Consider the following 15,736-nt stretch of genomic DNA (forward strand, 5'->3'; position numbering starts at 1 on the left):
CTCCCGATTATGGACGTGCAGGTACTATGTGAGCACCATCCTTACCATAATGCACAATTCCTTTTGTTGTAGGTAAAGATAAACCAGTGTCTTTATCTACAAAGGTTCCAATGACTTTACCAAAATCAATTCGTTCTTTAGAACCAGCCAATCCAACCTCTATTTTTCCGACTTGTTGCCCTGTTCCTAATTGGGGCAGTAAAGATTGAGGTTCAACCGTAATGATACTACGCTGGCTCCCTGACGACGCTGCCGCAGTCTTATATTCATTAGTACCTACAATGTGTTTATTTTGCTGCCCTTTATTGATGGTGGCAGGTTTTACAGCTTTTCCACCATAAGCATTGACGTTTCCATCTTCGTCAACAAAACCAATTTTCAGCGGGTTTACTTCGAGGATTTTTACAGGTCGCAGGCCAAGTTTTTTCGCATCCTTGTCACCCAATGCATTATTCTCAACAACCGTCTTACCGGTCTGCGCCCCGGCAACGGCATCCGCTGTACTGTCTCCTGTCAACCCGCCAGCAAGACCTGCCGCAAGTGTAGCAAGTGCGGATACGGTTTGCTTCTCCGTTTCGCTCAGTTCCCTTACCGGCTTTCCGTAAACATTCAGCGCGACCATTGCTGCCATTTCACCGGTTGCTGCACCTGCCGCGCCGACCAGGGCGCTATTTCCCTGGGCTGCGGCAAGGGCGGCATTCACAGCGGCGTGCGCCATCGTTCTGGCTGCCGGATCGTCAATACTGTCGGCAATGGCACTGGTGATATAAGGAGCTGCGCCGTTGGCGATAGCTGCGGCAACATCTCCCCCTGCCAGCCCCTGGATCACCGCCGTCGCGGCCTGCATGGCACGCTGCACTTTCCCGCCGGTACCAAAGCCTGTATCCGCAAACGCCTTTTCATAAGCCGTTTCATACGCCTGCTTCTGAATGGCTTCCGGTGTGGTTTCTTTTCCCTCCTTCTCAAGCTTCTCTTTTGCTGCTGCCTGCGCTACCGGGTCATTCTGCTTAGCCTTCGCCGCTTTTGTCGCTTCTATCTTCCCTTCGGTTCTGGCGATATCCATCGCCTGGCTGCCTATCTCGCCTATCGTCTGGGCTATCTCCAGCCGCTTCTGCTCTTTCTCCTTGTCGAATATCGGGCTGATGCTGCCGTTGGCATGTTCCGTATCACGGCTCAGTCCTGACACCTCCTGCTGCTGGCTCGCTTTGTCGCGGATGGTGATGCTGCCGTCTGCAACCGCCGAACGCGTTGTTCCCTCGGCATCGCCGCCGCTACCCAGATTCGTCAGCGTGTTCATGGCCATATTGCCCATGAACTGGTCGGCGACGTTGCCGCCCGTGCTGAAGCTCCCGCCGCTGTGGCTGACGTCATACTCCGCTTTATTGTGGAGGCTGCTCCAGCCCAGCGTCCCGGTATCAAGGCTGTTATTCCCGGCGTCTGCCGTGCTGGCTATCACCGCCCCGTCCAGCCGGGTATGCTTCCCGACCGTGATGTCGAAGCCGCCGTCGCCCGCAAATATGCCGCTCTGCTCAGTAACCGAGTCGTAGTTGCTGTGCATTTTGTCCTGGCTGACGCTCAGGCTGGCCGAGCCGCTCATCGAGCCAAAGGAGAAGCTGGCCCCGCCGCTGACGCTGCTCTGCCTGCTGTCGTAGCGGTCGCTGTCCTGCTGGCTGCTGATGGTCAGGTCGCGCCCCACGTCCGCCACAACGTTGTTCCCGCTGACCTGCGCCCCGGCGAGCGTCGCATCCCGCCCGCTGATGATGCTGACCTGGCTGCCCGCATCCACCGTGGTTTCGTTCTGCTGCGTACCGTTGCCGTTCTCTTTGCCGTGCGCGCTGTTGCCGCTGGCGGAGACGTTGATGCCCCAGCCGCCGGAGCCGACGCCGATACCCACGCCCACGGCCCCGCCGCTGCTTTTGTTGCTGCCCTCAAGCAGCTGCGTATTCTGCGAGGAGACCAGGTTTACGTCCCTGGCCGCATCCAGCAGCACGTCCTTTCCGGCCTTCATCTGGCTGCCTGCAGCCGAGATGTCGCCCCCCGTAGCGGTCAATGAGAGACTGTTGCCAGCGGTAAGCGTGCTGCCGACAGCGGTGTCCTGTTCGCTGTGGGATCGGGATTTGGAGGACTGGGTGCCGAGCGTGGCGCTGATGCCAACGGCGTTCGTGTTCGACGGATCGCCGCCCTGCGCCGCATCCAGCCGTAACGCCTGCTCTGCCTGCACGCCATACATCCCCGCCTGAACGCCCTTGAGCGCCGCCAGCCTGTCGTCACTTTCGTTGCTGGCGGCCTGGACTGCGCCTACCGCGCCGTTTACCGCCGCGCCCGCAGCCCCGGACAGCGCTATCGTCAGGCCGCTGCTCTTCTGCTCGAACGTCTCATCGCGGGTGCGCCTGTCGTGGCCAGGATCGATAAGTACGCTGTCGCCGGTGACGGATATGTCCCGGCCCGCGATTAAATCGGAGCCGCCAACGTGCGCCTGCCCGCCCGCGCTGATGCTGACGCTGCCGCCCGTGGAGCCGACCGTGCTGGCGCTCCGGCTCTGGGTGGTGCCGTCTTCGTTCACTTCGTGGCGGGACCTGTTGGTGCCGATGGTGAAACCAAGGCCGCCGCTGCCCATCAGCCCGCTCTTTTTCTTCTCTTTGAGGCGCCAGGTGGAGTCGGTGTTTGTCGCCGCCACGATATCCACGTTGTTGCCCGCGCCCAGCGCGACGTCGCCGTCGCCCACCACCGAAGAGCCTTCCACCAGCAGGTTGTTACCCGCCGAGAGGGTGACGTTATCGCCGCTCAGCAGCGTGCCCGCCTCGCGCGTTGCGCTGTCTTCCTCAACGGTGTGGGTGGTGGTTTTCTTCAGGAACCCTTTTTTGGTTTTGGTTTCCTCTTTGAAGCGGTAGTCGCTTTCGGTGGCGGTGCTCAGGTTAATATCGCGCCCTGCGCCCACGCCGATATCGCCGCTGGCGGTGACCTGCGCGGCTTCACTGTTGACGTCCCGGCCTGCCACGATGGTGGTGGTGCCGCCGCTGGCGATTTCGGTGCCCTGCTGGCGTACCGACTCGTCGATAACGACCTTTTTCTTCGCCCTGTAGCTGCTGCCGTCGGTGGTTTCCTCCGCGAGCAGGTTCACGTCGCGGCCCGCCTGCATCGCCACGTCGCCTTCTGCGGCAAGGCCCGCAGCCTGGCCGGTGATATCCCTTCCTGCGGCAAGCGTCAGATCCCCGCCGCTGCTGACGGTGGCGCGCGCCACGTCCGTACTGTGGGATTCGCTTTTGCCGTGGCGGCTGCTTTCGCTGGTCTGCGCGGCGTTGAGGTTCAGGTCATTACCCGCTGTCAGGCTGGCGTTATCCCCCGCGTTTACCGCGCTGGCCGCCACCGTCAGGTCGCCGCCTGCCTTCATGCCCAGGCTGCCGCCTGCGGTTATCGTGCTGCCCTGGCTGGTGACCGAGGAGCTGCCAGTCGCATCTGCGCCACGGAAGCCAGACCGGCTGTAGCTGTCGGTAACCTGGTTTGCGGCCACCGCTATATTGCCCCCGGCGTTCATCAGCAGGTCGCCGCCCGCAGCGACGTTCGCGCCGGTAACGTTAATATCTTTCCCGGCGCGGAGGCTCAGGGGATCCAGGGAGGTTATCGCCGCGATATCGCCAACCGTGGTATCCGCTATCCCGACCCGGCCATTTTTGCTGCCGTCGTTAATGCGCCAGGTGTCCGTCAGCGTGACGTTGTTGATGCTGCCGTCCAGGCTCTCAAGCTCAACGGTTTTGCCGCTGATGCGCGAGCCGATATTGTTGATATCCCCCAGCGAGCTCAGCCGCAGGTCGCTGCCCGCGCTGATGAGCCCGCTGTTAAGGTTGCTGATGCCGCCAGCGCCGTCGATATTCAGGCCGTTTTTAGCGGCGATCGTGCTGCCATCGTTGCTGATATTTCCACCCGCAAGCTGCACGCTGTTACCGGCAATCACGCTGCCGTTATTCACCGTCACATCTTTTGGCGAGAGGTAGACTTTCGGCACCATCACCGTCTGGCCGTTGACGCTTTTCGCTTCCCACCACAGCAGGCTCTGGTCGAGCGAAGCTATCTGCGCGGCGGTCAGCGCAATGCCGAACTGCAGGCCAAGCGACTGCTGCGCGCTGGCGGCGTTGTCCATCAGGTACTGCATCTGCGCCAGATCCGAACCGACGCCGTTGATGTAGCGGCTGCCGGTCTTGTTCAGCACGTAGTTGCTGACGTAGCGGGTATCAAACGCCGCGTCGCCCAGGAAGCGGTAGTCGTACTCGGGGTGGAGGTTCAGGCGGTCCATAAAGTATGACGAGCCGAGAAACTTGTTCCGGTCGGTGTAGGTGCCGTCGGTTTCCCTCGGCGCCTCACCCGGCGTCATCCCCATCATGGAGTAGAGATCGCCAAACAGCGACGGATCGAGCTGGCCCAGCCCGTCCAGCTTCGGGTTGCTGACGATCAGGTAAGGGCTTGTGGGATCGCTGGCGGGCACAAAGTAGCCGTTTTCACCGCCCGGCAGCGGATAAGCGCTGATATCAACCGTTTTACCCTTCCGGTTGCTGAGGGCCGTGTTCTCAGGATCGATCGGATCTGCCGATCCCGTATCGCCCTCAAGGCTTTCACCGCCGCTAATTTGCCGGATGGCATCTTCAAGCCGATCCTGCCACTGGGGCGCATCCAGCACGGTTCGATCGACAGCGCTGAGGCTTTGCTTCGCGATGCCGTCGCCGAGGTTCTGGTTGCTGAGGGTGTTGAGCGTAGGGGCAGAAAGCGAGTTGCTTATGCCGCCCGCATGAGCAGTAGTAGAGGTGTTGCTGATATTGCTGGTGAAGTTGGTTGTGACGTTGCCGCCTGCGCTAATGACGGCTTTATAAACACTTCCATCCGCAACATATTCTGTGAACTTATTACCCAGAACATACGGAACCCACGTATGGTAATCCCTGCTGTTCTTAGATGAAACGATGCGAGAATCTGTTTCTGGAACTCCAGGTAATCCAGGCCCAGAACAAGAGTAAAAGAACCATTCACAGCGGTATTTAGCCTCAATTATTGTATTCTGGTGACCTCCTTCCGCTGAGAGGTTATTCAATACATCTCCAGTTAGCACCACATTACGACCAGCCAGTATATGGCTCGCTCGGTTATAAAGATTTTCGGCGCTAATCGTGATATCACGACCAGAAGCAATACGGGCTGCCGCTCCGGTTGCAGACACAGATACGATAGATTCACTCAACAAAAACTGGCGTGTATCTTCGCCATAAAGTTGAAAATAAACATATTCATGACAATGATCATTTGTTGCCCCAGTACAGACCCGCTCCGTACGCGAAATAATCCTTCTCGGATCGCCATCCCATTCATTCAAGCTAATTTCAAAATCCGGTCTTATTTTTGGATAAAATAAGCCATGCAACCTTTTACCAACCTTCGGAACAGCATCTGGGTATTCCTGTTCATAATGAGTTATTGACAGGCCATCCATTTCATTCAGGAAGCTCAAAGTAGTTATCGATATATCCCCCCGCAGCGTCTCAATATTCCCGGAGCTGTTCACCACTTCGCTGTTGGCGCCGCCCGCCGCGTCACGCTGCATCCACAGGTTGTCCCCTGCCAGGATATCTCCCTTCTGATTGCGGAGGCTGTCGGCAAACAGGCGCATATTTTTGCCCGCGTACAGCAGCGCGGTATTAATAATAGATCCCGTCGCGGTGGCGGTCAGGCTGCCGCTGGTGCCGGTAAACCCGCTCAGAAGAATATCGCTGGCGCTGGTCAGGGCGATATCGCCGCCGGACTGCAGCGAGCCTGCGGCATCCATCGCAATGCGGCTGCCGCTTAGATCGCTGGCCGCAGCGCCTGCGGTGAGCTGACCACTGTTGATCAGCGCTCCGCCAGCACGGATGCTTAGCCCCTGGCCCTGCATCACGCTCTGGTTGGTAATATCGCCGCGGCTGGTCAGGGTCAGCCTGTTTCCGGCCGCCATGGTATTACGCGCGGTGAAGGCATTCGTCAGGGAGACCGTCAGGTTGCCCAGCGCCAGCACCTGGCCGAGCTGCTCAAACCCGGCGCTGTTGAGCAGCAGATCGCCGCCGCTGAATAATTTTCCCGTGGCCTGCAGGTTGACCTGGTTTGCCGTGACGGTGAGCTGATTTTCGCCAAACGCCGTGCCGCTGTTATTCACGGCTGCGGCATTCAGCAGCAGGGTTGTGGCCTGCAGCCAGCCGCTGTTGGTCAGCGCTGCGGTGTTCAGCGTCAGGTCGCGGGCGAACAGCAGCCTGCCGTCATTGCGTAAGGAATCCCTCGCGTCGATGCGGGCGGCTGTTTCCCCCTGCAGCACGCCATAGTTAACCAGGTTCGGGGTAGTGATGTTCAGCGCTTTGTCGCTGATAATGCTTCCCGCCGCGCGGTTGGTCAGGCTGCCGGTAAGCGTCAGGCGAAGATTATTATTCCCCTGGATATGCCCCTGGTTATCCAGCGTGCCGCCGGTGATTTGCGTGTCGCCCCCTTCAATGCGGCCCTGGTTGCTGACCGACGCCGCGTTCAGCGCCAGCGTACCGTCCGTGAGCAGCTTTTTGCCCTGCTGCTGGGTAAACGCGCCGCTGAGCGCTGCCGTTAATCCCTCAACCCCAGATATCTCACCGCTGTTAGTCAGGTTCGTGCCGCGCAGGGTCAGATTTTTGGCCAGCCACTGCCCGCCGTTGGTCAGGTTCAGCGCCTGAATCGCCGCGCTGCCTTCGGCGATGATTTTGCTGTTTTCCGCCGACGTCAAATCGCCGCTCAGGATCAGGCTCACCCCGTCGCTGCCTGTAATCGCGCCGTTGTTTTGCAGTTTGCTGGCGGCCAGCACGATGTTTTTTCCCTGCCAGCTGCCGCTGTTGGTGATATTCACACCGTTAATCGTCAGGCTGCCCTGGGTTAACAGCTGCCCACCCGCTTCGTTGACCAGCTCAAGCAGCGGCGTCGCCATCGCCAGACGTGCGTTCAGCGCCTGCTGGCGTGCTTCGAAGGTCAGCGCGTTCATGCCGATCAGCGTGCCGCGGTTGGTCACGTTGCTCTGGTGGACGGTCAGATTTTTGCCCTGGATTGAGCCGCTGTTGGTGAGCGCTGCGCCATCCAGCGTCATCTCCCCGTCGCTGAGCAGCGAGCCGCCGTTGCTCAACGTCTGCGCCCTTATCGCTGCCGGTCCGTTGCTCAGAAGATCCCCATCGTTGACCAGCGTATCGCTCACGCTGACGCTGAAGCTGTTCTTACCAATAGCAGAGCCACCGTTGCGCCAGCTCCGGGCGGTAAACCGATCCTGCCCGCCCTGCAGCAGCCCGTCGTTTACCAGCGTTCCGCCAGTCAGGGTAAGCGCTCCGTCCGTCAACACACGCCCGCTGCGGCCAACGGTGATAGCATCCCCGCTGGCGGTCAGCCAGTCGCTGCCCTGCCACAGACCGTTGTTGGTAAGCGTGTTGGCGTTCAGCGCCAGGCTCCTGCCCTGGATTTTGCCGCTGTTGCTGAGGCTGTCTGCCGTCAGGGTGATGCCTTTCTGGCTCCAGATTTCGCCGCTGCTGCTGCCTGCCCCCTCCACGGTCGCGCTGATGCCATTGATACTTTTCACGATACCGGCGTTGGTCAGGCTTTCTAACGCTAAGGTCAGCACGCCGTTGCTCAGCAGGTTACCGGCGCTCTGATTGTCCAGCGCGCCCGCCGTGAGCGTCAGCAGCTCCCTGCCCTGCAGCGCGCCCGAGTTGGTTACCTTCGACGCGTTGACCGTCGTTTCAGCGGCGTCGATCAACCCTGCGTTGGTTAATTCCACGGCCGTAATCGTCAGGCGGCTTTCAGCATCCAGGACGCCGTTTCTCTGGTTGGTGAACTGCCGGGTAAGGGACAGCAGCAGCGCCGTGGCCTGGAGTTTGCCGTCGTTGGTGAAGGCGTCGGCGTTTACGGTAAGGTTCCCGCCCGTAAGAAGCTTGCCCTGATTACGCGCATCGCTGGAGAGTAATGAAAGAGAGCGTCCGCCTTCGATGGTGCCCGCGTTGATGAAGCTATCCCCACGCAGATCGACGTTATTTGCCTTCAGAAGCCCTGCGTTTTCAAACGTGCTGCCGGTAAGTTTCAGGTCATCTTCTGCCAGCAGCACGCCGTCCCTTTTGTTCAGAACGCTGCCGCTGTTAAGCGTCAGATTTTTACCGTTAATTTCGCCGATATTCGTCAGCTGCCCGCCGTCCAGCAGCAGATCGCGCTCGCTCGTTATCAGCCCCGCGTTATCGATAACGGGAACGTTGAAGGAAAGATTTTGCGCGCTGTAGAGGCTTGCCCCGGCCAGGTTATCCAGGCGGCTGGCGTTCAGGATCAGGCTCTGGTCGCCTTTCAGCAGCCCGCCGTTGGTCAGCCGCTCCGCTTTTAGCGTCAGCGATGGCGTCACTACGGTGCCATTGTTGGTGAGGCTGTCGGCCTGCAGGGTGATAGCCGGCGCGCTGGCTTTACCGCCGTGGATCAGCTTATCGGCAGAAACGCTGAGCGCGCCCTTAGCCGCGAGGGTTCCGTTAAGCGTGGCGTCTTTGGCCTGTAGCACCAGAGCGCCGTCGCTCTGCAGCTGTGACCCGGCACGCGCCGTTAACCCTTCGGTGCGGGCAGATAAATCCCCCGTCGCGATGATGCTACCGTCCAGATCGGCCCGGGTGACGTTCAGCGTAATATTGCCCTGGCTGCCCGTACTCGACCCCGTGCGGGTGGTCAGGCTGCTGCCGGTAATCTTCAGCCCCGCCTTGCCCGAGAGCGTGCCGCTGCTGTCGACGCCAGCGGCATTGAGCTTCAGCTCACCCGTCGCGCTCAGCCTGCCGCCGTTCACCAGCTCGTTGGCCTGGAAGACGAAGTCTTTACCGGCAACCATCTGCCCCTGGCTATCAGCACGGGCGGCCACCGTCGCGCTGATATTCCGCGCCGCATCGACCCGGCTTGCCTGGTTCTGCGTAAATTCCCCGGCGTTCAGCTTCAGGTCTTTGCCGACGGTGAGCGTGGCATCGTTCAGCGCCAGCTTGCCGCTGCTGCTGAGGGTAATATCGCCGTCGCTGGCAAATTTACCGCTGCTGAGCGCTATCTCCCGGCCGCTGACATTGAGGCTGCCCGCCGCTTTATGCTCGCCGTTCAGCACCACGCCGTCGCCTTTTGCCGTTAAGCTGCCGCTGGCGAGGCTGTTTTTTACCGTCAGCCTGCCGCTGGCATCCAGGATGATATCCCCCTGCCGCGCGTCCAGATTGCCGAGGTTAACCCCCACGCCTTTTTCGCTGGATACCAGATGAATGCGGTTGGCGTACATGCCGCCCAGCGCGCCGGTATCAATCGAAACCGTTGGCGCAGGGCCTTCGCCCGCGATTGCCGTGGCTTTTCCGTCTGCCGTGACACGGTTCGCCCCGGCGATAACCTTCAGATCTCTGGCGTGGATCTGCGCGTTGATCTCCGTGGCGCGGGAGATGATCGTCAGCGCGTCCGCCTGGCTGGCGTCCAGGCCCTTCCCTTCAACGAGGATGCTTCCTTTGGTGACATCGAGAGATTGCACGTTGCCGCTGGCGTCAAACACTGGCCTGCCGGTGGTCAGCGTCGCATTCGGCGTATTGATAAATCCGCAGCCGTTACAGGTGATGCCGTACGGGTTGGCGACCATCACGTTCGCCGCCTTGCCCGCCACTTCGGTATACCCCTGCAGCTGCGAGCGGCTGCCGCCCGTCACCTCGTTGATAATGCCCCGCGCTTCCGCCCCCGCCTTCAGGTTCGCGTTGCCCTGAATCAGCCCGCCGAGCTGCGTCTGGTTGAGCTGCCCGGTGGCATTGTTGAGGATGATCCCCTCTTTGCCTACGCTGTAATCTTTGAACTGGTTATGGGAGATCCCCGCCCCGTTTGGCGTAGCGATATTAACGATCGGCACGCCGTTCGCCGCCCTGTCCATTTGCGTACTGCCGTTCGCCGGGGTGGCTGCCGCAAAGGCCGGGAACACGGGCTGTCCGGCAATCAGGAAGCAGATCAGATAGCTGACAAGACGCCGGGAGAGTCGAACGGGCTGCTGATGATTTTCCATAATCATTGACCTCAAAGAGCAAACGCGATGCGGTAGTAAAGGCTGATGCGATCGGGCGCCAGCCAGTCCGGATATTTCACCGGCAGGCCAACGGTAAACTGGCTTGAGTAATAGCGGTTCGCGGTAGACAGGCCAACGGCCGCGCCCCACAGCGTGCCGGAGGCCCAGGGATCCTTGCCGTCTTTTTCCAGCCAGCCGCCGTCAAGGGCGGCCACGCCGCTGACCTGGCCAATAAACGGAAGTGCGATCAGCGCGTAGCTCAGCTCGTTGCGCAGATACCCGCCGTTGTCGCCGGAGAGATACTGCTCCTTAAACCCCCGAACCGAGCTCTCCCCGCCGAGGGTCAGGCGCTCGCTGCCGTAGAGCCTGTCCGGCGACCACTGACCGTAAAAGCTGGTAAGCCACCAGGCATCGTTGGCGACCGGAAGCTGGTAGCTGCCGTTAACGCTCCATTTCTTGAACCCGGCTTTTGGCAGGTCGCCTTTTTTGCCGTGGTCGTCTTCCGCATCGAACCAGGGCACGCCGTGGCTGAAGGTGGGGTTCAGCGTGGCGATGCCGCCGAACATTTTTTGCGTGTGGCTGAGGCCAAACAGCAGGCTGGTTAATTTACGGCTGCTGCTCTCAAGCTTCGTCTCATTGAGGTAGTTATTGCTGATCTGATGGCTGAGCCCCAGCGAGGCGCCCGTTTTGATATCGCCGTTGCGGAACAGCACGCGGGAGGCGGTCAGGCGATGGGTGATGCTGTCGCCGGTGGAGGCCCAGCTTAAACCCCCGTTGTCGATGGTATTGAGGTAATTGCTCCAGCTGTACGAATAATCCAGCAGGCTGTAGCCGTAGGGCAGGCTGACGCCCGCCTGGAAATTCTGCGCGTCGTGGCTGGATGAGAAATCGCTGCTGCGCCCGCCGCTGACAAACCATTTATCCGCCAGCCCCAGCAGGTTGTTGCCCGTCAGCGAGCCGTTAACTTGCCCGGTGCCGGTGCTCTTTTGCCCGCTGTTATCAAAGCTGAGCGAGGCAGAGAGCGGGAATTCCGGCGAGGCGGTGAGATTAACAATGGAGTAGCCGGGCCTGTCACCCGGCAGGATTTCAATCTGCACCGGCGTCGTACGCACACGGTTGATCTGCTCCATGCCCTGCTCAATGTCGCGCAGGTTAAGAATTTTTCCCTTCAGGCCGGGAAAGGCCATACTAATCTGCCCGGCGCCGGTCCCTTCCAGCCGAATATCCTCCAGGCGCCCCTCAAGCACGGCAATCTGTAAATTACCCTGAGATAAATCCTGCTCGGTAATCAATGCCCGGCTGGTTATATAGCCCTCATGAATATACCAGTCGGATATTTCCCTTGTCAGATCGTTAATTTTCCCGATATCAAGACAGCGATTTATATAGGATGAAACAAGTTCGCGCTGCCTTTTATGACTCAGCAGTGTAGCGTTACTAATATAAATATTATGTATGGTGAAACAGGGGCCGACAGGCCGTGCCGGGCGGCTGTCTTCCGGCACTTCTGGCGCAGCGCTGCGCTGCAATTCTTCGCGCTGCCGCTGATTTTGCTGCAGTAACTCCTGCTGTTCCTGATTTATCAGCGCGCGGTCTGCGGGGCTTAGCGGGGCGGCGGCCGCTATATTTGCAGAAAATATAAATAGCGCGGCAAAAAAATATATATGGAGGCGTTTTATCTCTGGCATGTGCACTCTTCCGTGAGCTTATATACCAGCGGGGGAAACTCGCTGACATAGTTAAATACAAAAAAGATATGATTTATAAAATAAACCACATCTTTTTCTTATATACAAGGCGCAACGATAATTATAAGCAGCATTAGCTTTATATAAATGTAAGCTCCGCTTAAATAAATACCTCATCCACCATCGCGCTGCCTAAACGCATGGCCGAACAAATACGCGGCATGCCCAGGGCTATTCCCTGCCAGGTTTGCGTGACGGAATAGCTCACCGGCTGGCGCTCGCTGTCGCTGCCGTTGCCCAGCCAGATAAGGGCGTCTTTATGCTCCATCAGGCCCGCTGCGGGCGGCGTGCTCAGCCACTGATGATAAAAGTGACGCGTCCTTGTTGAGGCGTCGATATCCACCGCCAGACGATTTATGGCATGGCTGCGAACCTGCTCCAGAAGCTGCGCGGCCTGTTCTGCCGGGCAGTGACGCAGGGCATCACCAAACGCGCCCCAGCGTAGCTCCTGCAAAGCGACATAGCAGCGGCCTGCGGGGGAAAACGCCTGGTAGTGTCCTGCACCCCAGCGAGCGAAGACCTGTTCGCAGTGCACGGTTGCCATAAGGTAAAGATTATTTTGCTCAAACTGTTTCCCGGCCTTCTGAAGGCGCTGTTCGAGCTGCTGTTTCAGCAGGGCCAGCTGGCCGCGCGCCTCAGCAGAGTAAGAGGCCACCCGCATAGACGCGCCGTTCATCTGGCTGATTCGCTCGTGAACAAGCGCTGTGGCCAGATGGCTTTTCGCCACCTTGCCCACCAGCTGCCCAAGCCAGGCGAGGGACACTTCCAGGTTATCCAGCAACGCGTCGTCCATCGCCCACTGCCGCAGTCGGTTTTGCCCAATGAACGTCTCTTTCAGCCGCTGGTAGTAGGCCATTCCCTGCGGGCTGCGCCACGGGTCGCGGGCCGTATCAATTCCCTGGGCAAAATCGACGACAAACTTCTCCGTGATGCATTCAAGCGTACGGGCCGGACCTTCGGTTAATAACGTGCTCATTGCTGCTCCGCCGCGTAAAGCGTCTGGATATCGTCCCGCAGTAAGCGGGTATCCTCGTAGATATAACGGGTTGTTCTTATGCACTGGGTGAGCTGCATCTGCAGCGCCAGCTGCGCCTCTTCGTTCTGCTGGCGGGCCGTCAGGCTCTGCTGCAGACTGGTTTTAATGGCCTCCAGCGCCCGGCTAAAATCAGCGAAAAAGGTCGCCATGCCCGCCATCACGGAGACATCGATCTGCGCGACAAGCGACTTATTCAACTGCGCAAGGAAAGCAGCAACCTCCTGATGCAGCTTATGTTGGAGATCCGGCAGAACAATCACGTACCGGCTTTGCTTCGCGGTATACCCTTCCCAGCCCCAGTCGTCGCTGTTCAGCCAGCGTGCCACGGTGCCGCGCATCCCGCTCTGGCGGCGAAGCTGGGACACCGGGATTTCCTGATGGGTAATCACGTCGCTAAAGGCATGCTGCGCATCGAAGTTTAGCTGGCTGCTCTGCAACGTTGGCAGGCTTATCCGCGCGCGAAATCCTGCCTGAGCCAGGCCGTCCGCTACCCGCGTTTCGACAGGCTTAAGCGTCGTTCGTAATGTTTCCACTAATGAGAGTTCGAGCCTGGCCAGCAGCTGCGTCAGCTCATCGCTCATCGCCTGGCGGGCCGCCAGTATCATAGCGTCGCTGGAAGCGCGGATTTTATTCAGCAGCACCGATGCGGCCTGCTCATCGGCAACGGTTATCGCTTCGCAGCCCGGCTCAAAATCCCGGCTGCGTATGGCAGACATTCTGAAGGCGTGGCGCACTCCGTCCTCCTGCACTCTGCCCAGCTCAAAATAGTTGTTAATGTCGGCAGCGATGCGTTTTTCATAGCGGCTAATCAGCCCGGCTACGGCCGTCAGCGCGCTATCGACGTCCTCACGGATAATGCGGCTGGCGGCCTGCTGGCTTGATTCCAGCAGCTGCATATCCTCTTCCAGCAGGCTGATGTTCTCTTCGAGCTTCTCGTTGGCGACCTGCAATCCCTGGCAGCGGAAATTCAGATAGCTTTCCGCGCCCTGGGCGTAGTCGAGGATTTTCTGGCTGGCGGCCCGGAGCGCGTACAGAGAGGCGTTGGCATGGGCCGCATGCAGGATGGTGCTGATGGGCGAGGCGAACATGGAGTCCTCCCACAGCAGGTCGGCGGCGTGGCGGATGTGTTCGACGTCGTCCAGGTCCTCACTGCGCCAGCGGCGGCCAAGGGCGGCTTCGGCAAAGTCCTGCACCCAGCGCTGCTCTTCGGGATTGGGCAATTTGCCGTGCGCGGCAATCTCGTAACGCGCACGATTAGCCAGATAGCCCCACATCGACGAGACGGGGAATACGTGGTCAGGCTCAATGGTGCCTTTCATCAGCGTGCCGGAAATCAGCGCCTTAACCTGGGTTTCGTCATCGCTGTTGCGATCCTTTTGATCGAACTTATTGACCAGCGCGTACAGCGGTACCGACTTCCCGACGCCAAGAATAGCCCGGCGGACATCCTCGTCCGAGATGGATTTCAGCTGGGTATAATCCATGATGGCCAGCACGGCGGACGCCTGCGCCAACTGCTCCTGGAGCATCTTTTTCAGGTGCGGCTGCCCGGCCTCGTTAGGCCCCGGCGTGTCCAGCAGGGTCAGCTGTCCGTGTCCTTTGCCAAGCCCGGCCAGGTGGATAAACTCCACTTCTATCACCGGCACGTGCTCGATGGCGGCATAGGCTTTAAACGGGAAAGCGACATCCAGCACTTTGGATAAGCGCACCAGATCGTTGAGGCTTTTCAGGCAGTGAAAAATAGGCTGCGCCCCGAGATAATGCTTTTCGAACGTGCCGCCGCTGGCAATGCGCGTCAGCAGGTCATCCATGTCACGGTCGATCTCCAGCTGCTGCGCCAGAAAATCACGCGGCGTAGCCTTCAGCTTCGCCTCCAGCTCCCCCATAAGGGCTTCTATGGGCTGGACGTACGGAAAATGCAGCACCGGCTCGCGCTGGCCCGGCGTGTGGCGTATGAGGGTGGGCAGAGCGGTCATCGGCCTGTTGCGGTTGGGCAGGACTTCTGTGCCGATAATCGCATTGATGGTCGTTGATTTTCCCGCCTTCATGGTGCCGACAATCGCCAGCACCATCTCATTCTGCGTCACCTTGCGCAGCTCGTTTTGCAGCATCGCCTGCTGCGCCTGAATACCCCGTGTGCTAAAGCGCAGCGGAACGGCGCTTGCTGCCTGCGGCGAAGAGGGATCGTGCTGTTCGTTCTGCGTAGCCAGCGGAATGCTTTTTAACGCGTTAAGATTCATCAGGGCGAGCTGCAATAGCCGCTCCGCCTCCTGACTTAATTCAAAAATTGTTTGTGTGTGCATAAAAAATCTTTCCTTAACTCAAATTATCCGGTTTTTAAAAGGCCATTATTTTTATCAACCAACGGCCACCGGCTTTTATAATTACGTGAGGAAAATATTTTATTGTTCTGCCCACACCCGTTCGCAAAGCTGGGTTTAAAAGCATGACGCTTAATTCCAGGGAATTGCTTTTTTTTAAGTTTTATGTATTGGTGTGAGGATATATTGCGCGCCATAAAAACCCGCCTCAGAGCAGGGCTCAGAGGGCGTAGTGCCGCATAGCGTAGCGCATTTTTTTGATCCCTAGGCAATAATGCCGTGAATTTAACAGATTCTTTAATTAATAAAAACAGCCGCGTCAACGGGCACAATTTATTTATTCATTTTTGCCAATATTAAACAGGTATTGATCGCCAATGTTTAAAAGCTGTTCAGGGTATTATAGCGTCAGCGGAATAATTCCCAGCCGCTCCTGCGTAGTTTTCGCCCTGCCACAGCGCTTTACCATACCCCGGTGGGCTGCCGAATAATCCCTACAACCGTAGGGATTTGATGTATAATCCTGATACTTTTCAGCGGTTCGTCTCAATTGTTAATGAAACCCCTGATTTTCAGTCAT

Annotated in this window: 4 protein-coding genes; all 4 read right to left on the reverse strand. The window is 58.7% G+C overall.

Features of this window, described 5'->3' with window-relative positions; translation table 11 throughout:
- Window positions 1–7: 7 nt before the first annotated feature.
- Window positions 8–10,051, reverse strand: coding sequence for a hemagglutinin repeat-containing protein (locus AAE045_RS03500; RefSeq protein WP_455546476.1), 10,044 nt, complete (start codon window positions 10,049–10,051; stop codon window positions 8–10).
- A gap of 11 nt (window positions 10,052–10,062) precedes the next feature.
- The gene (locus AAE045_RS03505) at window positions 10,063–11,739 is read right to left on the reverse strand and encodes a ShlB/FhaC/HecB family hemolysin secretion/activation protein (protein WP_455546477.1); all 1,677 of its coding nucleotides are present in this window, start codon (window positions 11,737–11,739) and stop codon (window positions 10,063–10,065) included.
- 160 nt (window positions 11,740–11,899) lie between these two features.
- Complete coding sequence (locus AAE045_RS03510; protein ID WP_455546478.1) at window positions 11,900–12,775, reverse strand: diguanylate cyclase regulator RdcB family protein; 876 nt, start codon at window positions 12,773–12,775, stop codon at window positions 11,900–11,902.
- Window positions 12,772–15,138 carry a clamp-binding protein CrfC gene (gene crfC, locus AAE045_RS03515; RefSeq protein ID WP_455546479.1) on the reverse strand — a complete coding sequence of 789 codons (2,367 nt, stop codon included), beginning with the start codon at window positions 15,136–15,138 and terminating at the stop codon, window positions 12,772–12,774. The genes AAE045_RS03510 and crfC overlap by 4 nt, the downstream gene beginning before the upstream one ends.
- Between the last annotated feature and the right edge of the window lie 598 nt (window positions 15,139–15,736).

The organism is Dryocola clanedunensis (assembly GCF_038405435.1).
Classification (GTDB): Bacteria; Pseudomonadota; Gammaproteobacteria; order Enterobacterales; family Enterobacteriaceae; genus Dryocola; species Dryocola clanedunensis_A.